The organism is Streptomyces sp. MB09-01 (genome assembly GCF_033794505.1).
Classification (GTDB): domain Bacteria; phylum Actinomycetota; class Actinomycetes; order Streptomycetales; family Streptomycetaceae; genus Streptomyces.
On the sequence record NZ_JARAYQ010000004.1, the window covers coordinates 22827 to 44774 of the forward strand.

Below are 21948 nucleotides of genomic sequence, written 5' to 3' on the forward strand. Positions count from 1 at the left end.
TCAAGACCACGACGGAAGCGGCCCGCGTCCCTGACAGCGTCGAGCCGTAAAACCGCTGATCACAACAAACCGCATGGAACTGAATGGAATTGGACAAAGCGTGACCGCATGGACGTTCGCGCTGCGGTTACCGCGACCGTTCACCGAACGATTCGTTCCGGGCCCGCCAGGCCCTCACCTTGCATCGGCCCGAGCAGTAGAGGGCGTTAGCCCTCCGGTCCAATCCGGCGATCCATCGGACCCCGCAGACGGTGCACTCCGTCAGACCGACACCATCCCGCACCGCTGCGAGCCGCTTCCGCAGCCGCTGCTGGCGACGCCACGACCTGGAACGACAAGCCGACGAGCAGAACACAGCACCCCGGCCAGCCCCCGGAGCCAGAACCTCATCACACCCCTGGCACCGACGCTCACCAACCCGCCCGGCGCCAGCTGACACCTCACCAGACTAGGCCGTCCGGCCAGCCAAATCAGGGGAGCGGAAACAAGTACTGAGGGGCCGGCGCGCACGGGGCGAGGCGCCGGCCCCTGGAAAGGCCGCTGGATCGGGCGCTCCGGAGGCCTTGGTATCGGGCGCTTTCGCAGCCGGCAAGCCTGGGCGGCGGACCTCGAACGCAAACGATTGATGGAATGGGACGCCCCCGAATTCGACGAGGCCAAGCAGGCCGGCGACTCGTCCTGGTGTGCGGCCCCAGGGGTTGGGGACGTCCGCGGTCCGGATCGCGGCGCTGATGACGGTCGTGGCCACGGTGGTTCCACCTGGAGATGCGCGAGGGGGTCGCCCGCCGTCGTCGACCCGGATGTCGTGGCCCGCTCCGACGGCGGTGCGCTGCGCCCCGGCCTGGTCCGCCGCGGCGCCGCCGACGTCGCCTCCCAGGCGATCACCTTCGCGCGGTTCGCCGCGGCGGCGCATCCGGTGCTGGTCAACGGGGTTCCCGGGGTCGTCGCGATGGCGGAGGGCAGGATGATCTCGGTCATGGCGTTCACCGTCCAGGACAGCAGGATCACCGCGCTCGACATCCTCACCGGCCCCGAGCGCCTGGCCCGCATCGACCTGGGCGTTCTGGTGGGCTGAGGCGCCGGCAGCGGTCGTGCGGTGCGCGGGGCCCGGGGCGCCCCCGCGCTCCGCACGGCTGCGGTCCCGGCCGTACCGGCTCTACGATCGCCTGGTGATGGAGACTTCGAAGCCCGAGCCGGGTGCCGGCCCCGGTACCGCCCTGGTCCTGATCGACCTGATGCCCCGTATCGTGGCCCTGCCGCTGGCCCCCCACACGGGCGAGGAGGTGGCCGCGCGGTGCGCGCGACTGGCCGAGGCGTTCCGGGCCGGGGGCCGCCCGGTGGTGGCGGTGCGGGTGGAGCGTCCGAACGTGGCCGAACAGCCGCCCGGCAGCGGCTTCGTCGAGGGCATCGTCCGCCCCGGCGACATCGAGATCGTCAAGCGCACGGTGGGCGCCTTCCACGGGACGGCCCTGCACGAGCAGTTGCGCGGCCTGGGTGTGGAAAGGCTGGTCCTGGCCGGGCTGGTGACGACCATGGGCGTGGAGTCCACCGCCCGCACGGCGAGCGACCACGGCTACGAGGTCGAGTTCGTCGAGGACGCGATGTCCGCCTTCGCGGCGGACGAGCACGCGTTCGCCGTAGGAAGGATCTTCCCGAGGTTCGGCGAGGTCCACGCCGCGGCCTCCTACCTGAAAGCCCTCGCCGCGGAATAGGCAGCCGTCCCCGTGGTGGAGCGAAGGCACGGACCCCCGGCGAACCGGATGGAGAACGAGAACGGCAGACTGGGGCCCATGGACTCAGGACTCGCCGCGCTGCTGGGCGCCGCCGTCGGTTCCGCCACCACCCTGGGCGCCGCGATCGTCAACGGCCGTGCCCAGGCCCGGTCCCAGCACGCCCAATCGAGCCGCCAGCACCGCCGCGACGCATGCGCCCGCTACCTCAGCGCTCTCCACGACCGCGACATCGCCATGGACGCCGTCCTCGACGCGCTGCGTTCGGACCAGCCCGACCTCCCCGACATCGACGAGAAGACAGGCCGTTTCGTCGCCCTGGCCCGCGAGGTCCATCGCGCCGTCGAGGTCGTCATCCTCGAAGGGCCGGCCTCCCTCGCGGAAGTCGCGGAACGCGTCACCGTCGCCTCCAGCGAGCTCTCACACGTCATGCGACGGATGGCCGAGAGCGCCCGCGCGGGAGACACCACCCGCAAGGCCGAAGACATCGCCCTCGCCGCCGGACGGGAGCGAATCCTCTACCAGGCGGTCAAGGACTTCCGCCTCGCGGCCCGCAGCGCCATCGGCGCGACCGACTGACCCGGGTATCCTCGGCCCGGTCCCCAGACCGAAGGGAGGGTGGCGGTGCACACCGTGCCCTGGGTCCATGTCGTGCCCGAGCAAGGCGCCCTGCCCGTCGGTCTGCTGCTGACCGGCAGGACGTACGTGGCGCGCGTCGACGGCCGGCAGATGCGCGACACGGACGCCGTCTTCCAGCAGTTCTACGACGGACTGAGGCTGCCCGACTACTTCGGGTGGAACTGGAACGCCCTCTTCGACTGCCTCCGCGATCTGCACTGGCTGCCCGCGGACCAGTACGTACTGATCGTCGAAGCCGCGGACGAGGCGCTGTCGGGCGACGCCGCCGGACGGCGGCAGCTCTTCGGGACCCTGCTGCGGGCAGGGCGGCGATGGTCCTCCGTCAAACGTCCCGAGGGCATCGACCTGAGCCGACTCGTGGTCGTCATGTCCTGCGACCCGGCATCCGTTCCGGAGCTGCAGGAACAGGTGCGATCGTGCTGGGAAGAGACCGTCTCGTCAGAGGGACGGCTTCCCGTGAGGGCGATGTCAGTGGGCGCCCCTAGCGTTCGGGCATGATCTTCACCGCCACTCAGGACCTCCTCCCGCCCGTTCCGCCTGTGCAGCAGCTCGATGCCGCGCCCCCGGGGCTCGCCGAGACCGTCGAGCTGACGGCTGCCCATCTCGACTCCCACGCCGAGACCGTGGCGGTGTTCGAACGTGTCCTCGACGGGCTGGTACGGCAGGCGCACCGCGACCGCAACGCGCTCGCGGCGGCCCTGTCCACGGCTCTGGGGCACCGCTATCCCGAGGAGGACACCGAGGCGCACCGGCTCACCCCGGTGGACGTGGTGGTGGCCGCGCTGCTGTGGCGGGTGGCGGGGTACAGCCTCAAGCCCGAGTCCGTACGCCGGCAGCGCGGGCACGAGGAGTGCGCGCAGGGCGGGCTGGAGATGGTGATCGCGGCGCGGGTCCGCGAGATCGGGTACGCACTGCGGTCCGGCGGCCCCCTGCCCTTCCTGCTGGCCACGCCGACCTGGGACACGGGCACGCTGGAGGCGGCCGAGCTCGTGGAACGGCTCGTGGCATACCGGCGGTTGGGCGTCCGTCCCGGACCCGCCGACTTCGGGCAGGCCCTGCTGCGCGTACGGCGGGACGATCCGGCGGCCGCCGCGGCCGCCTCCCGGCTCGGGACCGCCGAGGGCGATCGGCTCGCCGCCTGGCTCGGCCCGGACGGTGAACCGGGCGCGGCGCGCCGCCGGGTCGTCATGCCCGATCCGGGGGCGCACCGGGCCTGGTCGCGGATCGGCGCGGCCGTGCCGCAAGTCGCCTTCGTGAGCGGCGAACGGCCGGCCCTGCGGTGGGAGTTCCCGGATGCGTTCCAGTGGCTGCGCCGCCCCCACGAGGGGTTCACCCAGTGCTACCACCATCACGCCGGCCATGCCGTGCGGGCGTCGGTCCTGCCCGAGGACCGGGACACCCAGGCCGCATGGCTGCTGCCGGGCGTGACGCTGGCCGCGACGGCCAGCGATCACGGCAGCGCCTGGATGCTGCCGCACCTCGCCCTGCTGGGCGGGCCGGCGGGGCCCGGGCTGCACTCCGCCATCGCGGCGGGGATGGGCGGGCGGTACCAGGAGAGCCGTCGCCCTGCGGTGGAGGCCCTGCTCGTACTGGCGGGCCGCGGCGACCTGGACGCCCCGCTGCTGGGCCGCGAGCTGGCCTCGATGGTGACGCTGGGCACGGTCAAGCCCAACCGGCTTGCGGACGCGGCCCGTTCGGCTGCGTCGGCGGGCGCGTACGCCACGGTGTGGGCCGTCCTCGCCGATGTGCTGCCGGCCCTCCTGCCTTCGGTACGGGGTGCGGGCGAGGTGCTGGCCGTCGCCGCCGAGTGCGTGGAGCGCTGCGGGGCCACGGGCCCCGTGCCGGCAGAGGTGGCGGCAGCGGCGGCCCGCGCCGGGTCGTCGCGCCTGGTCACCGAAGCCCGCCGCCTGACCTCCGCACTCACCGGCCCCTGATCCACCCCCATCGCGGTGGCACCGATCCCCGACGGCGGGGCGGGGCGCACGCACTGACGCTCCCTCACGGGTCGTGACGGAGGGAATTCGGCAGGTAGTAATTAGGTGAATTCCTGACTGAATTCCCGTCAATAAGCATCCGCTTCATATCTCGATTTGATAACAACCCTCTCCGGATGGCCTGGACCATTGCAGCGCAACGCGCGTAACTCCCCTTGTTGCATTGGAAGTTGATTGTTCGTCAAATCAGACCGACAAGTAACGGAATGATTTCTCGAAGCGGACTCCCGTTTGTCCGAATTCTCCGCGGCATTCGTCTGGCAGGCTTCCGCGCACCCAGTCTTCCGACCATGATTTGAGGTGCCCATGACGGGACGACGCAGACGTCGCGCCGCCGCCGACCACCGCCGCAAACCGCGGAGGTTGATACTCATCACCGCCGCCACGGCAACGGCGGCGGTGATCGCCGCAGGCATCGCCTACTCCGGAATCGGTGACGGCGCCCAGGCGGCAGCGCCCGTACAGGCCGCGGAGGCCGCCGCACCGGCCGCCGCCCCCGCCCGGGACCAGGAGCCCGAACCGATCGCCGCCGCGCCGGCCAACGAGAACGCGCGCGGCATGGTCTACGACGGCCTCCAGGCCGCACCGAAGGGCGACCGGTGCGTCGGTGTCTACCGCACCGACACCGGCCTGTGCACCCACGGCCCCGACGCCCCGCCGAAGGGCGTCGACATCACGAAGGAGATCCCGCCCGCCGTCAAGGAGACGGCCCCGGCGGCAGACCCGTCCCGCCCCGCCGCCGAAGACCCGGCCACCAAGGAAGGTGGCGGGCGTCCTCAGGACGCGCCCGCCGCCGACGCCGCGGCGACGAAGGCGACCGCGCCCGAACCGGCCGCCACCGGCGGCAGCCAGGCCGTCGCCGCGGGCCCCGCGGGCCAGACGGTCCAGTGCGACGGCGACGGCAGCACCGGCAACCGCGTACAGGTCGTGTACGTCCACGCCCCCGGCAAGGACCGCTACTCCGAGTACGTCGCCTCGTTCCGCAAGTGGGCGGCCGACGCCGACCTCATCTACTCGGCGAGCGCCCAGGAGACCGGCGGCGTACGCCACATCCGCTACGTCACGGCCGCGGACTGCACCCCCACGGTGCTCAACATCGAGCTCCCGGCCTCGGCCCTGGCCGAGTTCAGCGCGACCAACAACGCGCTCGCCGCCAAGGGCCTCGACCGCCGCGACCGCAAGTACATGATCTTCGCGGACACCCAGGTCTACTGCGGCATCGGCACCTTCGCGGGCGACGAGCGGCCCGGCCAGGCCAACCAGAGCAACTTCGGCCCGTCCTACGGACGTACGGACTCCGGCTGCTGGGGCGGCCACACCGCGGCGCACGAGCTCGGGCACAACCTGGGCGCGGTCAACAACAGCGCCCCGAACACCAGCCGCGGCGCCCACTGCACCGACGAGTACGACGTCATGTGCTACTCGGACACCCCGTACTACCCGCAGATGCGCAACATCTGCACCAACCAGGCGGCCGAGAACATCCTGGACTGCAACCACGACGACTACTTCCACACCAGCCCCAAGGCCGGAAGCTACCTGGCCACGCACTGGAACATCGCCGACAACCAGTTCCTGATGCGCACGAAGGGCGGTACGGATCCGGGTCCGAACCCGAACCCGACTCCGACCCCGACGAAGAAGCCGACGCCCACGCCGACGAAGCAGCCCGGCGGCGGCCCGACCGCGACGGCGGCCCAGATCCAGTCCAACTCCGTCGTGGTGAGCTGGCCCAAGGTCGACGGTGCCTCCTGGTACCAGGTGCTGCTGAACGGCAAGCACCTGACCTGGGTCCAGTCGCAGGCGCTGCGCATCTACAACCTCCAGCCCAACACGTCGTACACGGTCACCGTCTCCGTCCGCGACGGCGCCGGGCGTGACAGCGGACCCGGCAAGGCCGCGTCCTTCAAGACGCCGGGAGCGGGCGGCGGGACGACCGCCCCGGGCAGCCGGTACACGCTCGGCAACGGCAGCACGGGCATGGCCGCCGAGGTGTGGGGCGGCCGCACCGCCGACGGCACGGTGCTCGTCGGCGGTCGCGCCAACGGGTACGCCCAGCAGCAGTGGTTCTTCGACGACGCCGGCAACGGCCAGGTCCGCATGCGGTCCGCGGTCTCCGGCAAGTGCCTGCAGCCGGGCGGATCGCCCTCCGCCGGCATGTGGGTCGCGCAGCAGCCCTGCGACAAGGGCAACGGCGCGCAGGCCTGGAAGCTGACCTCCCGCGGTGGCGCGGTCACCGTCACCGACCCGAGCGGCGGCTTCGCCCTCACCGTCAGCAACCGCCCCTACTACGGGAACTGGCTGCTCGACCTCCAGCGTGCGGACGGCCGCGCGGCGCAGGCCTGGACCCTCCAGAAGGTCGGCTGAGCACTGCCGCGACACGATGTCACGGCGCCCGGGCCCCTTGCGGCCCCGGCGCCGTGACGCCCTGACGCCGTGAACCCGCCCCGGCGGACGGCCGCCCCGTGCGGCCGTCCGCCGGTTCCCCTCATCTCGACCGGAGCACTCCGACGATGCGCATACGAATCGCTTTCTCGGCCGTCCTGACCGCACTCGGCCTCATGCTGCTGACCCCTGTTGCGGCCCACGCCCACGGAGACACCGTGAAGGTGGTGGTGACCGGGCAGCGGACGGGCCACGTGACCGCCGACATCACCTGGGAGAACGACGGGGACGCCGTCGACGAGGCGGTCGCCGCGACCGTGAACGCGGTCAGCGTCGACGGGTCCCGCACCATGGGGCCCTGGCGCCTGGTCCGCGATCCCGCCGCGGCGCCCGCCGGCTGGACCACGGCCGAGACCCTGCCGCCGGGCTCCTGGAAGGTCAGCGTCGACGTGGGGTTCCCGGCCCTCGGCCACGGCGACCTCGAAGTCGCCGTACCCGTGGTGGACCCGGCTCCCGGCACCGGCGCGCCGACCCCCTCCGTCCCGGCTCCCGGAACGCCGACCGCCGGACAGGCCTCGGCCGGCGCCCCGTCGGCCGCTTCGCCCTCGACCGCCGCCCCGGCCGCGTCCACGGCGCAGGTTCCGGCCGCCGAAACCGAGGGGCACGCCGTCTGGTGGACGACGGCGGGTGTGGCGGCGACCGCCCTCGCCGGGGCTGGCGTCGGTCTCTTCCTGCGCCGCCGCCGGACGCGCCGTCGGCTGGGATAGCAGAGCCGTCGGCTGAGATGGCAGAGCCGTCGACTAGGCCGTGGTGTGCCGGAGTTCGGCCTCCACGGCCTCGACGAAACGTTCCAGCCCCTGTGGGTTGATCCGTAGGAACAGGTTCGGCTCGATGAGTTCCAGCTCCATGACCACCGGTTCCCTGGCCTCGTCCAGCGCCAGGTCCACGCGGGCGAACAGCAGGTCGCCCGGCGCGGGAACCGCGGCCAGGGCCGCCCGCGCCGTTCTGAGCTCCGCCTCGGAGGGCTGGTACGGGGCCGCCCCGGGGTGCGGCACCCGGGAGTTGTCCGTCACCCCGGCTTCGGTCAGCACCGGCTGCTTGCGGATCGCGTGGCTGAAGGTGCCGGCGAAGAAGACCAGGGCGCGTTCCCCCTCCTCCACGAGGCGCAGGTAGGGCTGGACCATCGCCGTTCGGCCCTGGTCCAGCAGCAGCCGGGCGTGGCGCACGGCGTCCGCCCGCCGGCCGGGCTCGTACCGTGCGGTGTCGCGCGCGCCCGAGGAGACCGTGGGCTTGACCACCACTCCGTGAGGCCGGTCTAAGTCCTCCTCCCCGCAGTGCCCGCCCGGTTCGATGAAGCGGGTCGCCACCACCGGGACCCCTTGCCCGGCGAGTTCCCGCAGATAGCGCTTGTCGCTGTTCCAGCGCACCAGCGGCGCCGGGTTCCACAGGCGGGTGACCCGGGCCGTCGCGTCGGCCCACGCCAGGAACTCCTCGAGCCGTTCCACGTAGTCCCAGGTCGACCGGATGACCGCCAGGTCGAAGCCGTCCCACTCCTTCGGGTCCGCGTCCCAGGCCACGGCTTCCGCGGACGTGCCCGCGGCGCGCAGGGCCGCCAGGATCAGCGGGAGGTCCAGGTCCTCGTCGACGCCGTCGCCGCTCGTCACGATCGCGATCCTTGCTGCACTCATGCGGCTGTCCCCTCGTCATGTGGCGCGATCACTCTTCCATGCACGATCCGCCGGCGGGAGGGAACCCGGCCGGTGGGACCGTGCGTCGTACCGGGCAACGTCGTGCTCATGGCTGCGGGACGGGGAACGGGTCCGAGGCGGATGGGCGGGGCGGCAGTGGTGGAGCGGGCCGACAGCGGTGTGTGCGAAGGCGACCGGCCGCGCCGGGGTGACCGGTGGCATCGCGACGACCGGTGGCGTCGCGGCAATCGGTGGGGTCACGGCAATCGGTGGCGTCGTCGCGCCGGGTGGCGCTGGGGCAGGGACGCGCGGGGCCGCTCGGCCTGGACGCGTGGGCGCGTCCCGGCGTCACTCGCCGTACTGGCCGCCGGCCTCCTGGTCTTCCACCGGGCGGTGCCCAACGGTGTCGGCCGCCTCGGCAGCCTGCTGGAGGCCTTCCTGCCCTGGCTGGGCCTGGCGGTTCCGGTCCTGCTCGTACCGGCGCTGGTGCGCCGCTCGGCCACCGCGCTGCTGGCCCTGCTGCTGCCCGCCGCCGCGTGGGCGGTCCTCTTCGGCGGGCTGCTGCTCCCCTCCGACGGCGGCCCCCACCACATCACGGCGGTCCAGCACAACGTCAGCGACGAGAACCCCGACCCCGCAGGCACCGCGGCCGGCCTGATCCGGGCCGCGCCGGACCTCGTCGCCCTGGAGGAGCTGACGCCCGCCGCCCTGCCGGCCTACGAGGCGGCCCTGGCCGGGGAGTTCCCCCACCACGCGGTCGAGGGCACGGTCGGACTCTGGTCGAGGTATCCGCTGACGGACGTCCGGCGCCTGGACATCAAGCCGGCCGGGATCGGGGAGGGCTGGAGCCGTGGCCTGCGGGCCGGCGTGCGCACGCCTCGCGGCGAGATCGCCGTGTACGTCGCCCACCTGCCCTCGGTGCGCATCCGGCCGGGCGGTTTCAGCTCCGGCCCGCGGGACGAGAGCGCGGGCCTGTTGGGCGCAGCCGTCGCCGCCGAGCGGCTGGACACGGTGATCCTGCTGGGCGACCTCAACGGCACGGTGGACGACCGCGGTCTCGCCCCGCTCACCTCGCGGCTGCAGGCGCCCCGGCGGGGGCTCGCCTTCAGCTGGCCCGCAGCCCTGCCGGTGTCCCGGATCGACCAGATCCTGACCCGTTCGGCGACGGCGGCCGAGGTCCGGACCCTGCCCGCGACCGGCAGCGACCACCTACCGGTCGCCGCCCGCATCACGCTCGGCGCCTCATAGCCGGATCACGATCTTTCCCCGGACGTGGCCCTCCCTCAGGTAGCGGATGGCATCGGGTACTTCGGCCAGCGGGTAGGTCCGGTCGACGACGGGGGTCACCGAGCCGGCCTCGATGAGCTCCGTGAGGACCTCCAGGTCGGTGTGGTGGTGCTCCATGGCCGCGACGGTGCGCAGGCGGTGGCCCACGAACGGGGTCATCAGGAGCGCGCCCAGTTGCCGCTCGTTGCCGCCGATCCACCGGCCGCCCCCTTCCCCGCCGACGATGACGAGGGTCCCGCGCGGGGTGAGGGCACGGCGGAGCCGGGAGACGGGGCGGTTGCCGGCGATGTCGAGGACGAGGTCGTAGCGGTGGCTGCCGTCGACGGGGTCGTGCTCCGTGTAGTCGACGACCTCGTCGGCGCCGATGGAGCGGACCAGGTCCGCCTTGGCGGCGCTGCACACCCCCGTGACGCGGGCGCCGAACGCCTTGGCCAACTGCACGGCGTACGTGCCCACTCCGCCGGACGCGCCGAGGACGAGGACGGACTGCCCGGCCCCGACCCGTCCGACGTCGCGCAGGGCCTTGAGCGCGGTGCACGCGGAGACGGGCACGGCGGCGGCCTGTTCGAAGCCGACGTTGCGCGGTTTCGGTGCGAGCGCGTCCTCCTTGGCGCAGGCGTACTCGGCGAACGACCCGTCGCAGCTGCCGTACACCTCGTCGCCCGGCCGGAAGCGGCTCACGTCCGCGCCGACGGCCTCCACCCGCCCCGCGAGGTCCATGCCGCGGACGCGCACCTTGGGCGCCCGCAGGCCGAAGCCCATGGCGCGCAGCGCGTACGGCATGCCCGCCATCAGGTGCCAGACGCCCTGGTCGACACCGGCCGCGTGGACCCGTATGAGCACTTCGCCGCGGCCCGGCACCGGCCGGTCGGTCTCTTCGAGCCGCAGGACCGCGGGCGGTCCGTAAGTGTCCTGGACGATGGCCTTCATGAGTCGTCTTCCTCTGCCTCGGTCTCGGAGTACTGGAACACCGCGTCGAGCGGTACCGCGAACACGCGGGCGATCTGGAAGGCCTTCTCGAGGGAGGGCGAGTAGCGGCCCTGCTCGATGGCGATGACGGTCTGCCGGGTCACGCCGATGCGGCGGGCGAGCTCGGCCTGCGTCATCTCGCCGTTGGCGAAGCGCAGGGCACGGATGGTGTTGGTGACCTTCGTGGGCCTCACCACGGCTGGAAGCCCAGCCGGTAGGCGGCGATCTTCGCCGTGGATCCGAGGAGCGCCGACAGGACGAACCCCAGGTAGATGGCGTTGGCGATCCAGAACTGGTCCGCCTCGGCCATGGCCAGGACGAGCCCGGCCACGCCGCCGATCACGACGAAGGACTGTCCGATGTACTCGCCGAAGCGGTGGATCTCCCGGTCGCGCTGGTCCTTGGTGTTGTCCTCCTTCGGCCCGAGCAGTGCCACCGTGACGTGCAGGGCGATCGAGGCGACGATCGCCGCGCCGACCGTCCACAGCAGCGCGGCCTCGTACGGCACCTGCGCGAGCGGGATCTCGCCTGCCCGCCCCAGGATCACGGCCAGGTACGCCCCGTAGGACACGACCGTCACCACGATCATGATCCACGCGCGTTTCTCCTCTACTGCCACAGCCACTCCCCATGTAAAGAAAACCCGACACCTGCAGTGTCAAGCAAGCGCAACACGGTGTCAAGATTTCTATACATGCCCGTGCGGCGAGGGCCTGCGGCCGTACTTCGAACGGTGTTCCGGCCCCGCGGGACGGCCTACGGCGCGTCGAGGAGCTCGGGGCCGTTGTTGCGGACGTTGTTGACGGCGGTCGACACCGCGCGGACGTCCAGCACGCCGCCCGCCGGCGCGGCGAGGAGGGAGCGCAGCTCGTCCGGGTCCTGGTGGGCCGGGTCGAGCCAAGCCTCGTAGTCGGCCGGGGCGAGGGCGAGGGGCATGCGGGGGTGCACGCGGCCGGCCGCGTCGGTGGCCTCGGTGGTGATGATGGTGCAGGTCGCCCACCACGCGGCCGGATCGTCGTCGTCGGCCACGGAGGGGTCGCGCCAGAACTCGTACAGCCCGGCCATCGCCATCACCTCGCCGTCCTCGGGGCGGATGAAGTACGGCTGCTTGTACGCCTTCGCGGTGCCGGAGGCCGGAACGGGCTGCCACTCGTAGAACCCGTCCGCCGGCAGCAGGCACCGGCGCTTCGCGAAGGCCCGCCGGTAGGCCGGCTTCTCGTGCACCGTCTCCACCCGCGCGTTGATCATCTTCGCGCCGCCGGTCGGGCTCTTCGACCACGACGGCACCAGTCCCCACCGCAGGGGCCGCAGCCGTCGCTCCAGCAGGCCCGTCCCGCGGTCGGCGCGCTCCAGCACCGCCCACACCGCGTCGGTGGGGGCGACGTTCCAGCTCGGCTCCAGCACGTGCCCGGGATCCGGGGGCGCCGCCTGGAAGAGGCCGGACAGGTCTTCGGGGCTGCGGGTGGAAGCGTAACGGCCGCACATGCCGTCCACCCTGCCACCTGAGCCGGCTTCCCGGCGGGTACACGCCGCGGTACGCGGACCCCGACAGAAGCGGAGCGCAGACATCCGCGCGGGACCGGCACCGGCTCGCCGCAGGTGGCGGCCGGTTTGCGGAACGGCCCTGGCGGGCAGACGGAGGCACACATTGCTCGCACGCATCGGACGACGGCAGGGTACGCACACAGATGATCACTGTCGGGGTCGAGGAAGAGTATCTGCTGGTGGATCCGGACACCGGGCTGCCGGTCCCCCGCGGCGCCGCGGTGCGGGTCGCAGCCGGCCTCGATCCGGTCTCCGCGGAGGACGACGTCCAGGCCGAGCTCCTCCAGGCCCAGGTCGAGGTCGCCACGCCCGTCTGCACCGACCTCGGGGAGATCGGCGGCCACCTGCTGCGCCTGCGGCACGCCGTCGGCTCCGCCGCCGAGTCGACCGGCTGCAAGGCGGCGCTGAGCGGGACCGCGCCGGTCAAGGGGGCCACACCGGTACCCGTCACACCCGTGACCCGCTACCTGGCGATGCGCAACCACGCCGCCCGCCTGGTCGACGAGCAGCTGATCACGGGCATGCACGTGCATGTCGGAATCCCGGACCGGGCCCAGGGCGTCGACGTGCTGAACCGGATCCGCGTATGGCTCCCGACGGTGCTGGCGATGTCGGCGAACTCCCCGCTGTGGGAGGGTCACGACACCGGCTTCGGGAGCTGGCGCACCGTCGTCTTCGGACGGTGGCCGGTGAGCGGACCCACCCCTGTCTTCCGTGACGACGCCGACTACGACCGGCGTGCGGCCGAACTGGTGGAATCGGGTGTCATCGCGGACACGGGCCAGCTGTACTGGCACGCCAGGCTCTCGGAGAAGTACCCGACGGTCGAGATCAGGTGCGCGGACGTGCAGCTGCGGGCCGACGACGCCGTGATGTTCGCGGGCATCGTGCGGGCACTGGTCGCCACCGCCCTCGACGAGGCCGCCTGCGGGGTGCCCGCGCCCTCCTTCACGCAGGAGATGATGCAGGCCGCGACCTGGCAGGCCGCCCGCCACGGCGTGGGGGGACCGCTCGTCGGGCCGGACGGAGCCCGCCTCGATGCCCGCGCGGCCGTGGCCCTTCTCGTGCGCCACATCCGGCCGGCGCTGGACGAGGCCGGGGACCTCCGCGAGGTGACCTCCCTCGTCCACCGCCTGCTACGGGACGGCACCGCGGCCGACCGGCAGCGCAGGGCACTGTGGGAGGGCGGCATGCCGGCACTGATCGACCTGATCACCAACCAGAGCACCGCTCCCTGAACGGCGCGCAGCGCTCTCGTGGTGCGCCATCGGGTGCGGGACCCGAGGATGGAACCAGTCCCCCACCCCGCTGAAGGGAGCCTTCCCGTGCTGGAACGCGAGCGTCCTGACGACGAGGCCGAGGTCCGCCGGCGCCCCGCAGGCCCCGGTGCCGAGCCCCGGAACCGGACGGCGGCCTCGTGGCCACTGGCCGCGGGAGACTACTGGTTCGGCGGCGAGGGCGGGGAGGGCGGCGGCGGCTCCTGCGGCGCAAGAGGCGCGTCGACGCCCCGTTGATCTCTCCGCCGGCGGGGAAGGGGCGGAATATGCCACAAGCCATCGCCCCACTGCGCGCCCTCGTCCGCCGTCACCGGGAACCCGCGGTCGTGCAGACCGTCCGCTCGACCTTGGCCGCCGTCATCTCGTACGTCGTCGCGCTCCGGGTGAGCGACGAGCCCGCCCCCCTGACGGCTCCGCTCACCGCACTGCTCGTCGTCCAGGTCACCCTCTACTCCACGCTGACCACCGGAATCCGGCGGGTCAACTCAGTCGTGGCCGGGGTGCTGCTCGCGATCGGCTTCAGCGCGCTCGTGGGCCTGACCTGGTGGAGCCTCGGGCTGATCATCCTGGTCTCGCTCATCATCGGGCCGCTGGTGAAGGCCGGGGAGTTCGTACCGGAGGTCGCGATCAGCGCGATGCTGGTGCTGGGCGTGACCAGCGTGACGGACACCGCCTGGGACCGGGTGCTGGAGACGCTGATCGGCGCGGCGGTCGGTCTGCTGTTCAACTTCCTGTTCGTGCCCCCCGTGTGGATCGGGCCGGCGAGCGAGGCCATCACTGACCTCGCCCGGCGCATGCGTGCCCTCCTGGGCCACATCGGCGACCAGCTCGCCGAGCACACGCCGGTCGAGAAGGCCGCCGCCCACCTCCACGAGGCCCGTCGGCTCGACAACGACATCGCGCTGGTCGACGCCTCGTTGCGGCAGGCGGAGGACAGCCTGCGGCTGAACCCGCGGGTGCGTGAGGGACTCCTGTTCCGTCTGGTGCTGCGCACCGGGCTGGACACCCTGGAGATCTGCGCGGTGGTGCTGCGGGTCTCCTGCCGGACCCTGACGGACCTCGCGAAGTCGCACCAGTCGGGTCCGCTGTTCCCGCCGCCCATCGCCGGCGCCCTGCGCGAGCTGTACGCGCACCTGGCCATCGCCGTGGAGAGCTTCGCAGAGCTGATCACCGCGCAGGTCAGCGCCAACGCCGAACAGGCCGAGGAGAAACTGGCCCGGGAGCTGACGACGGCCCGTGCCAGCCGGGACCACCTCGCCGTGCTCCTCCAGGAGGAGGCGGGTGTCCACCCGGGGGCGTGGCAGCTGTACGGGGCGCTGCTCGCCGAGGCGGACCGGGTGCTCGACGAACTGGGCGTGGACAAGCGCTCGGAGCGGCTCATCGAGGAGCTCGACCGGCACTCCCGCATGCGGCGCGAGCGCTATCCGCGGCTGCACCGCCTGACCCGGCGGTTCTTCTCCCGTCCGGCCTGAGCCGGGGCCGGGCCACGCGGTCCCCTCACCGACCCGCCCGCGCCCGGGCGCCCGATCCGGCGAGGGGCGGCGTGTCCAGGCCCGCCCCTCGCCGGAGTCCCGTCAGGAACTCGCCCACGGCCTGCGTGGCGGTGCGCGAGGGGATCCAGCCGAGCTCCTCCCGGGCGCGGCCCGCGTCGAGGAGCGGCAGCCGCAGGACGGCGTCGAACAGGCCGGGGGCGGCGGGCACCAGGTACATCCGCCAGGCGGCGGCGAGCGCGGCGCGGGCGGCCCCGGCGGGCAGCGGCACCGTACGGGCGTTCAGCAGGCGCGCTATGGAAGGCATGTCGAGCACCGGATCGGCCACCAGGTTGAACGGCCCGCGGACCGGGCGGACGACGGCCGCCCGGTAGGCCTCGGCGGCGTCCTCCGTGTGCAGGGCCTGGAAGCGCAGGCCGCTGACGGCGGGTACGGCCGGGACGAGACCGGGGCGGATCAGGCGCCACGGCAGGAGCGGCCCGGCGAAGATGCGCCGCTGTTCGCTCGCCGCCACTTCCTTGAACAGGAAGGCGGGCCGCATCCGTACGACGCGCAGCAAGGGGTGGGCCGGCTGGTAGCCGTCGAGGTAGCGCTCGAGGTAGGCCTTCTCCCGGGTGTACGCGGCGCCCGGCCAGCCGTGGGTCGGCCAGGATTCGTCGACGGGGCGGCCGTCGTCGGGGCCGGGCGAGTAGGCGCCGACCGAGGAGGCGTGGACGAGGGCGTGGACTCCCGCGCGGGCACAGGCCTCGAAGACCCTGAGGCTGCCCAGGACGTTGGTCCTCCAGGTCTCCACCGGATCGTGGGTGGGCTGGAACTTCCAGGCGAGGTGGACGACGGCGTCGGCCCCCGCGAAGAGCTCGGTCAGGTCGCTGCCGCCGGGGTCGATGTCGGCGGCCGCCCACCGCACCCCGGGGACGTGGAGGCCCGGCAGGCGCCGCGCGACGCCGAGGACGTCCGTGACCGACCGGTCCTGTGCCAGGGCCCGGACCACGCTGGTGCCCGCGTTGCCGGTCGCACCGGTCACCACGACCCTCATGACGCCCACCGTCCCTTCCGGCCGGCGCGGCCCTCGTGCCTACGGGTGCTGTGCGCGGTGTTCATGACTGCTCCTGCGGATCGGCGGGGCGCCGGCGCCCCGGCGGGGATCACGGTCACCCCAGGTGGTAGACGGCGAAGGCGCGGTCGATCACCGGCATCGCGACGTTGCGGACCCGCACACCGCCCGCGGTCAGGCCGTGTTCGGTGCCCCGGTGGGCGTGGCCGTGCACGGCGAGGTCGGCGCCGGCCTCGTCCATCGCCTCGGCGAGCAGGTAGCTCCCGAGGAACGGGTAGATCTCCGGCGGCTCCCCGGCCAGGGTGTCCGAGACCGGCGAGAAGTGCGTGAGCGCGATCCGTACGCCGCATCCCGCGTCCGTCACATCGCGCAGCGCGCGGAACAGCCCCTGGGCGCACCTGCGGGTGTAGCCGATGAAGGACTTCATCTCGGGCTCGCCGAACTCGCTGCCGCTGCGCCCGGCGAAGCCGCCGCAGAACCCCTTCGTCCCCGCCACCCCCACCTTGACCCCGTCCAGGTCGAGGACCACGCCCTCGCCTTCCAGCACGCTCACCCCGGCCTCCACCAGGACCCGGGTCACCGTGTCCTGTTCGTCGCTCTGGTAGTCGTGGTTGCCGAGCACGGCCACGACCGGGACGGGCAGTTCGGCGACCTCGGCCGCGACCACGCGGGCTTCGGCGGCGGTGCCGTGGCGGGTGAGGTCCCCGGCGAGGAGCAGGACGTCCGCATGGCGGGGCAGCGTCTCGAAGGCCGGCCGCAGGAGTCCCTGGCTGTCCGGCCCGAGGTGGATGTCCCCGACCGCGGCCACGCGGATCACTTCAGCACCTCCACGTGCTCCGGGGGGTCCGAGTGGCCCACCACGACGTCGGTCAGCAGGGGCACGCCGGCCAGTTCGGCCTCCGCGATCTGCCGCACCGCGGCCCGGCATTCGGGCGTCGAGACGGTGCCGGACAGGACGACGGTGTCCCCGCGCAGGTCGACGCGGACGCCCAGTTCGGCGATGTCGGCCGCGGCGAGCCGCTGCCTCAGGTGTTCGATCCGGTACTCCACCGGCTCTTTCACGGAGTCTCCCTCCCTGACCGGGGCGGCTTCGCGCCGTCTCCCGCCATCAGCGGCCGTATCGCGCCCGTCATCCCGGCGCCGCGGTGGCCCGGCGTACGCCCCGGGCTCCGCTCCGGCAGGCGTCCGGTGGAGCCGGCGACGGCTCGGACGCCGGCTGATCGGCCGGCGCAGCATCGGTCAGCAGCCCGCTGCGCAGGTGCTGCAGGGTGCGGTTGAGCAGGCGCGACACGTGCATCTGCGAGATGCCGAGGAGCTCTCCGATCTCGGACTGCGTCAGCTCCTGCCCGAAGCGCAGCGAGAGGATCTCCCGGTCGCGTGCGGGCAACCGCTCCAGGAGCGGTTTCAGGGCCTCCAGGTCCTCGATCCGCTCGTAGGCGGGCTCCTCCCGGCCCAGGGCGCGCTGGGCCGTGCCGGGGTCGGCGTCCTCCTGGACGCACACGTCGAGGGAGCGGGAGGAGTAGGCCTGGGCGGCCTGGCGGCCCTCCGCCAGCTCGGTGTCGGTGATCCCGAGGTGGGCGGCCAGTTCGGCTTCGGTGGGGAGCCGGCCCATGGCCTGCTCCAGCTCGTCCGAGGCCCTGGCCAGGCTCTGGCGCAGCTCCTGAAGGCGCCGGGGTACCTTCACGGCCCAGCTGGTGTCGCGGAAGAAGCGCTTGATCTCGCCGGTGATGGTGGGGAGGGCGAAGGAGGTGAACTCCACCCCGCGCGTCACGTCGTACCGGTTGATGGCCTTGATCAGGCCCACCGTGCCGACCTGGACGATGTCCTCCATCGGCTCGCTGCGCCCGCGGAAGCGGCGGGCCGCGAACTTGACCAGGCTGAGGTTGAGCTCGATGAGGGTGTTGCGGACGTACGAGTACTCCGCGGTCCCCTCGGTCAGGGTGCTCAGCCGCCGGAAGAGGACAACGGAGAGGGAGCGGGCGTCGGCCGTGCTGGCCTTCAGGGGCTCGACCAGCGGATCGACCGGGGCGCGGCTGTCGGCGTACGAGGGATGAGCGGTGTGCGACGTCTTCGACGTGTTCGGAGTCATGAGAGGGGGCCTCCGCCTCCGACGGGGATGTCGGACCGTACAGTCGACTTCACACCGGTTTATACCCTTTGATCCGCTGCCGACTCGCCATCCGCCGCGTCTTTTGCCCGGCCATACCCCACTGCCGTACCCCACCGCGGCATACCCTGCTGCGCAGGCATGACGACCGGCGCAGTGGGCAGCAGCCGTGCATGACCAGAGCGCAGCAGCAGACGCGTCGGCTGCTGCTGCGCGGCCGGGCCGGGGCCGTCACACGCTGCCGGGACTTCACCCGGGAGGCGCTCGCGGACTGGCAGTGGATCCCGGCCTGTGACCGGCAGCCGGGCGGCAGTAGGTCCCCCGTCCAGGAGCAGGGGGAGGACGACAGGTCCCCCGTCCAGGAGCAGCGGGAGGACGACGAGCGGGCGCGGCGCCGGGAGCGGGTGGAGGACGTGCTGCTCATGGTCTCGGAGGTGGTCGCCAATGCGTGCTTGCACGCGGGCGGCCCCAGCGAGCTGGTTCTGCGTCACGGTGCCGACGGGCTGCTGATCGAAGTCACCGACGACAGCCCCCACCGCCCGGTGCTGAATCCTCCCCTCGATCCGGCCCTCCCCGGAGGCCACGGCCTGATGGTGCTGGACCGCCTGTCCCGCAGCTGGGGCTGGCGGCCCGCCGCCTCCGGGAAGACCGTATGGCTGGAGGTACCCCCGCCCTGACAGCCGGGTCCTGTCCGGCTGCCGCCGACGCTCCCCGGGCGGGTTTGACCATCCCCCGAACGGTAAGGCGCGTCCCATGAAGGCACCTCCCTCCGATGAGCTGGATCTTGCGGCCGAGGACAGAACCCGGCTACCGCAGGACCACACGCAGGCCATTCTGGAGACGACCAAGCGGGTGGCGGCGCTTCTGAAGGCCTCGGGGCAGCCGTTCGCACTCGCCGGCAGCGTCGCCGCGTTCGCGCACGGCGTGCCGGCCCACTTCCAGCACGACACCGACTTCTGCGTGCGTCCCGAGGATTCCGAGGCCGTGATCAAGGCCCTGGAGGACGGCGACATCGCGATGCGCCGCGCCCCCGAGGACTGGCTGGTGAAAGGCCGGTCGGGAGGGGAGGAGATCGATCTGATCTTCGAGCTGGCCAGGCGCCCGGTGAGCAGCGAACTGCTGGACCGGGCGGTGCTGTTGCCGGTGGACTCGGTGTGGATGCCGGTGCTCTCGCCGACGGACCTCATGGACAGCAAACTCGCGGCCCTGTGCGAGCACTACTGCGACTTCGGGGACCTGCTGCCGATGGCGCGGATGCTGCGGGAGCAGATCGACTGGCAGCGGCTGGACGACGACCACCGGGCGGCGCCCCTGGCCGACGCGTTCCTGTACCTCCTGGAGCGACTCCGCGTCATCGCCCCCCGCGACGGGCGGTGAGACGGCGGCGTAGGGCGGAGAGCGGACACGGACCGCTGACAGGACCGCGGACACGGACCGCGACGGGTGCCGAGGTCCGGCACCCGTCGTCCGTGGCGGCTTAGGTCGTCTTGCCTCGTCCGGTGACGAGGTCCCGGGCGCGGTCCACCAGGCCGAGGCCCGGGGCGATCAGCTTGTTCGCCGGCGGTGTCGACGGGCTGCCCGGGTGCGGGCGGGTCGGTGCCAGCTTCTTCGCCCGGCGGATGCTGTCGCCCAGGTCGTCCAGGTCGCTCTGCGGGCAGTTGTGCCGCAGGGCCGGGAAGAGGTTCTCCTCCTCGTCCTTGATGTGGGCGAGCACCTCGATGCGCAGTTCGTCCACCCGGCTGCTGAACTCGGCGCCCTCGGGATCCAGTTGCTCGATCTCCTTGAGCAGCTTCTCCGCCCGGGAATGGTCCGCGAGCTCCTTGTCGGCGATCCGGTCACCCCCGTCCAGATGCTCGCGGATGGCCGGGTAGAGGTACTCCTCCTCCGCCACCGAATGCCGGACGAGCTCGATGGTCAGCAGGTCGGCCAGCTCGCGCCTGCGGTCCCCGTCGATGGCGGTGCGCAGTTGCTCGAAGTAGTCCTTCACCTCGTCGTGGTCGGCGGTCAGTTCCCGCACGACGTCTCCGCCATGTCCCATGATGTGCCTCCGGATTCCAGGTCGTCCGGGCGGTCCCCGCCCGGCCTTACGGGTCCGCACCTGCCCCGAAGGAGACGGCTCATGCCGCGCCGCTACGCGGCCTTGCCGGTGCCTGTGTACGCGCCCGAACCCGAGCCGCCCAGGGCCTCCAGCAGTTCGTCGCGGGTCATGCCGGAGCGGCCGGGGATCCCCGCCGACGCCGCCTTTTCGTACAGCTCCGCCTTGGTCAGCGATGCCAGGTCGGACGTCTGCGTCCGGGCGCGTTTCTTGCCGCCCGCCTTCCGGCCGGCGTCCTTGCCTCCGCCGCGGGCCCGTTCGACGCTGGCGCGCAGTGCTTCCGTCAGGTCGACCACATTCGTGGCCTCCGCCGGGAGTTCGGCCTTCTCCACGGTCTCGCCCGCACGCTTCGCCTCGACCAGGGCGGCCACCTTCTCCTGGTAGGTGTCGTGGAACTCACCGGGGTCCCAGTGCATGCCGAGGGCGGAGATGAGCTGCTCCGCCATCTTCATCTCCTTCGCGCCGGTCTTCGTACCGGAGGCGGCGGGAAGGTCGGGGACTTCCTCCCGGGGGTCGCGGATCTCGTCGGCCCAGTGGAGCGTGTGCAGGGTCAGGATGCCGTCCTCGGACTTGAGGGCGACGAGGTACTCGCGGGCGCGCATGACGAAGGTGGCGACACCGGCCCGGTTGCTCTTGGCGAGGGCCTGTTCGAGCAGGGCGTAGACCTTGGTGTACTCCTTGCCCTTGGGGCCGAGATAGTAGGTCCGGTCGAAGAAGATCGGGTCGATCTCGTCCAGGTCCACGAATCCGCTGATCTCCAGGATCTTGGAGCGGCCCGGCGCGATGTCGTCCAGTTCCGCGGGCTCGACCAGGACGTACTCCTCGCCGGTGTCGTAGCCCTTGACGATGTCGTCGAGCTCCACTTCCTTGCCGGTCCGCTCGTTCACCCGCCGGTTGCGGATCCGGTCCGAGGTGCCGCGTTGCAGCTGGTGGAAGTGGATGGTGTGGCTGTCGGTCGCGGTGTACATGCCGATGGGGACGCTCACCAGCCCGAAGCTCAGAACTCCCGTCCAGACCGGTCGGGCCATGCTGATCACCGCCTTGCCGGAGCTCCCCGGTCACGACGTCTACCCGCGCCCGCCAGCCCCATGCCGACGGGTGTCAGCCCTATGCGGACAGGTCGAGGCGGTCCTGGGCGGCCGTGACGGCGTCGTGCGCGCGGAGGCGGCCCATCAGCACGCACAGGGTGTACGTCACGTCGTCCATCTCCCGGCGCGCGTCCTCGCTCCCGGGCTCCGCGCCCAGCCTGGCCCGGCAGGCCCGGAATCGGGCGAGGACCTTCTCGGTCAGGGCCCGGTTCGCGCGCATGGCCACCGGCGCGGCCGCTGCGGACGCGGGGCACACCGGGCTGCGGGCGGCTTCCACCGCGTGTCGCAGGGCCCGCTCGACAGGGGCGGGGAGCGCCGCCCCCTGCGGTGCGGCGACGACGGCCGCGGCCAGCTCGGCGGCCGTGACGTGGGCGGCCGCGGCTGCCGAGACGAGGACGACGTGGGCGTCCCGTGCCGAGCACGGCGTCATTGCCATGATCATCCCCACCGCCCGGGCCACCGCCGGATCGCCGACCGCACGCCGGCCGCCTGTCATCGTCCCCTCTGCAACATCGGAGGGATTTTCGGTCGAGGAATGACGAATACGAGGAACCATGCGGGATCATCCCTTCAACCGAAGGCAGACGGGGGCCAGAACGG

General features: G+C 72.4%; 23 protein-coding genes and 1 pseudogene. 12 read left to right on the forward strand and 12 right to left on the reverse strand.

All coding sequences use genetic code 11. The features are described 5' to 3' along the window. Positions 1–784 precede the first annotated feature (784 nt). From PV721_RS01650 to PV721_RS01680, 7 genes and pseudogenes are all read left to right on the forward strand, one after another. Positions 785–1075 (forward strand): annotated as a pseudogene (locus tag PV721_RS01650) (RNA polymerase subunit sigma-70); the annotation flags it as partial. Positions 1076–1172: 97 nt separating this feature from the next. Continuing rightward, positions 1173–1712 carry an isochorismatase family protein gene (locus PV721_RS01655; RefSeq protein ID WP_319720991.1) on the forward strand — a complete coding sequence of 180 codons (540 nt, stop codon included), beginning with the start codon at positions 1173–1175 and terminating at the stop codon, positions 1710–1712. A gap of 78 nt (positions 1713–1790) precedes the next feature. Then, positions 1791–2309, forward strand: a complete 519-nt coding sequence (locus tag PV721_RS01660) for a proline dehydrogenase (RefSeq protein ID WP_319720936.1) — start codon at positions 1791–1793, stop codon at positions 2307–2309. A 45-nt stretch (positions 2310–2354) separates the two neighbouring features. Continuing rightward, positions 2355–2867, forward strand: a complete 513-nt coding sequence (locus PV721_RS01665; RefSeq protein WP_319720937.1) for a barstar family protein — start codon at positions 2355–2357, stop codon at positions 2865–2867. Beyond that, the gene (locus PV721_RS01670) at positions 2864–4303 is read left to right on the forward strand and encodes a DUF6493 family protein (protein WP_319720938.1); all 1440 of its coding nucleotides are present in this window, start codon (positions 2864–2866) and stop codon (positions 4301–4303) included. Before PV721_RS01665 ends, PV721_RS01670 begins: the two co-directional genes overlap by 4 nt. Positions 4304–4669: 366 nt before the next feature. Continuing rightward, complete coding sequence (locus PV721_RS01675) at positions 4670–6730, forward strand: RICIN domain-containing protein (protein ID WP_319720939.1); 2061 nt, start codon at positions 4670–4672, stop codon at positions 6728–6730. 146 nt (positions 6731–6876) lie between these two features. After that, the gene (locus tag PV721_RS01680; protein ID WP_319720940.1) at positions 6877–7515 is read left to right on the forward strand and encodes a hypothetical protein; all 639 of its coding nucleotides are present in this window, start codon (positions 6877–6879) and stop codon (positions 7513–7515) included. Between the two features lie 33 nt (positions 7516–7548). Here the strand turns inward: PV721_RS01680 and PV721_RS01685 are convergent, their stop codons facing one another. Beyond that, a complete protein-coding gene (locus tag PV721_RS01685) occupies positions 7549–8436 on the reverse strand; it encodes a hypothetical protein (protein ID WP_319720941.1) in 888 nt (295 codons plus the stop codon). A 360-nt stretch (positions 8437–8796) separates the two neighbouring features. Between PV721_RS01685 and PV721_RS01690 the strand changes: the two genes are divergently transcribed. Beyond that, positions 8797–9684: an endonuclease/exonuclease/phosphatase family protein gene (locus tag PV721_RS01690; RefSeq protein WP_416371003.1), complete on the forward strand. Its 888-nt coding sequence runs from the start codon at positions 8797–8799 to the stop codon at positions 9682–9684. Here PV721_RS01690 and PV721_RS01695 read toward each other — a convergent pair. The 4 genes from PV721_RS01695 to PV721_RS01710 all read right to left on the reverse strand — a co-directional run bounded on the left by PV721_RS01695 (position 9679) and on the right by PV721_RS01710 (position 12177). After that, complete coding sequence (locus PV721_RS01695; RefSeq protein WP_319720943.1) at positions 9679–10653, reverse strand: NAD(P)-dependent alcohol dehydrogenase; 975 nt, start codon at positions 10651–10653, stop codon at positions 9679–9681. The two genes, PV721_RS01690 and PV721_RS01695, sit on opposite strands and share 6 nt — an antisense overlap. Next, complete coding sequence (locus PV721_RS01700; protein WP_416371004.1) at positions 10650–10886, reverse strand: helix-turn-helix transcriptional regulator; 237 nt, start codon at positions 10884–10886, stop codon at positions 10650–10652. The genes PV721_RS01695 and PV721_RS01700 overlap by 4 nt, the downstream gene beginning before the upstream one ends. Further along, the gene (locus PV721_RS01705; RefSeq protein ID WP_319720944.1) at positions 10883–11311 is read right to left on the reverse strand and encodes a hypothetical protein; all 429 of its coding nucleotides are present in this window, start codon (positions 11309–11311) and stop codon (positions 10883–10885) included. The genes PV721_RS01700 and PV721_RS01705 overlap by 4 nt, the downstream gene beginning before the upstream one ends. A 137-nt stretch (positions 11312–11448) precedes the next feature. Next, positions 11449–12177 carry an SOS response-associated peptidase gene (locus tag PV721_RS01710; RefSeq protein WP_319720945.1) on the reverse strand — a complete coding sequence of 243 codons (729 nt, stop codon included), beginning with the start codon at positions 12175–12177 and terminating at the stop codon, positions 11449–11451. Between the two features lie 203 nt (positions 12178–12380). Here PV721_RS01710 and PV721_RS01715 point away from each other — a divergent pair, with 203 nt between their 5' ends. Both PV721_RS01715 and PV721_RS01720 read left to right on the forward strand, forming a co-directional pair. Continuing rightward, a complete protein-coding gene (locus PV721_RS01715; protein WP_319720946.1) occupies positions 12381–13475 on the forward strand; it encodes a glutamate--cysteine ligase in 1095 nt (364 codons plus the stop codon). 305 nt (positions 13476–13780) lie between these two features. Next, entirely contained in the window at positions 13781–14986 is a 1206-nt protein-coding gene (locus PV721_RS01720; RefSeq protein WP_319720947.1) for an FUSC family protein, read from the forward strand. Between the two features lie 25 nt (positions 14987–15011). On the opposite strand, the gene PV721_RS01725 is transcribed toward PV721_RS01720, so the two are convergent. From PV721_RS01725 to PV721_RS01740, 4 genes are all read right to left on the reverse strand, one after another. Further along, positions 15012–16040, reverse strand: a complete 1029-nt coding sequence (locus tag PV721_RS01725) for an NAD-dependent epimerase/dehydratase family protein (protein WP_319720948.1) — start codon at positions 16038–16040, stop codon at positions 15012–15014. A 115-nt stretch (positions 16041–16155) separates the two neighbouring features. Beyond that, the gene (locus PV721_RS01730) at positions 16156–16875 is read right to left on the reverse strand and encodes a metallophosphoesterase family protein (RefSeq protein ID WP_319720949.1); all 720 of its coding nucleotides are present in this window, start codon (positions 16873–16875) and stop codon (positions 16156–16158) included. Next, positions 16872–17120 carry a BON domain-containing protein gene (locus PV721_RS01735; protein ID WP_319720950.1) on the reverse strand — a complete coding sequence of 83 codons (249 nt, stop codon included), beginning with the start codon at positions 17118–17120 and terminating at the stop codon, positions 16872–16874. The genes PV721_RS01730 and PV721_RS01735 overlap by 4 nt, the downstream gene beginning before the upstream one ends. Positions 17121–17187: 67 nt before the next feature. Next, on the reverse strand, positions 17188–18147 hold the full coding sequence (locus PV721_RS01740) for a SigB/SigF/SigG family RNA polymerase sigma factor (RefSeq protein WP_319720951.1): 960 nt from the start codon (positions 18145–18147) through the stop codon (positions 17188–17190). Between the two features lie 191 nt (positions 18148–18338). Here PV721_RS01740 and PV721_RS01745 point away from each other — a divergent pair, with 191 nt between their 5' ends. Together PV721_RS01745 and PV721_RS01750 are read left to right on the forward strand one after the other, a co-directional pair. Next, positions 18339–18842, forward strand: a complete 504-nt coding sequence (locus PV721_RS01745; protein ID WP_319720952.1) for an ATP-binding protein — start codon at positions 18339–18341, stop codon at positions 18840–18842. 76 nt (positions 18843–18918) lie between these two features. Then, on the forward strand, positions 18919–19542 hold the full coding sequence (locus PV721_RS01750; RefSeq protein ID WP_319720953.1) for a nucleotidyltransferase family protein: 624 nt from the start codon (positions 18919–18921) through the stop codon (positions 19540–19542). Positions 19543–19642: 100 nt separating this feature from the next. On the opposite strand, the gene PV721_RS01755 is transcribed toward PV721_RS01750, so the two are convergent. From PV721_RS01755 to PV721_RS01765, 3 genes are all read right to left on the reverse strand, one after another. Beyond that, on the reverse strand, positions 19643–20203 hold the full coding sequence (locus tag PV721_RS01755; RefSeq protein WP_319720954.1) for a hemerythrin domain-containing protein: 561 nt from the start codon (positions 20201–20203) through the stop codon (positions 19643–19645). 92 nt (positions 20204–20295) lie between these two features. Beyond that, positions 20296–21288, reverse strand: a complete 993-nt coding sequence (locus PV721_RS01760) for a Ku protein (protein WP_319720955.1) — start codon at positions 21286–21288, stop codon at positions 20296–20298. 79 nt (positions 21289–21367) lie between these two features. Next, complete coding sequence (locus PV721_RS01765) at positions 21368–21784, reverse strand: DUF5133 domain-containing protein (RefSeq protein ID WP_319720956.1); 417 nt, start codon at positions 21782–21784, stop codon at positions 21368–21370. Positions 21785–21948: the final 164 nt, after the last annotated feature.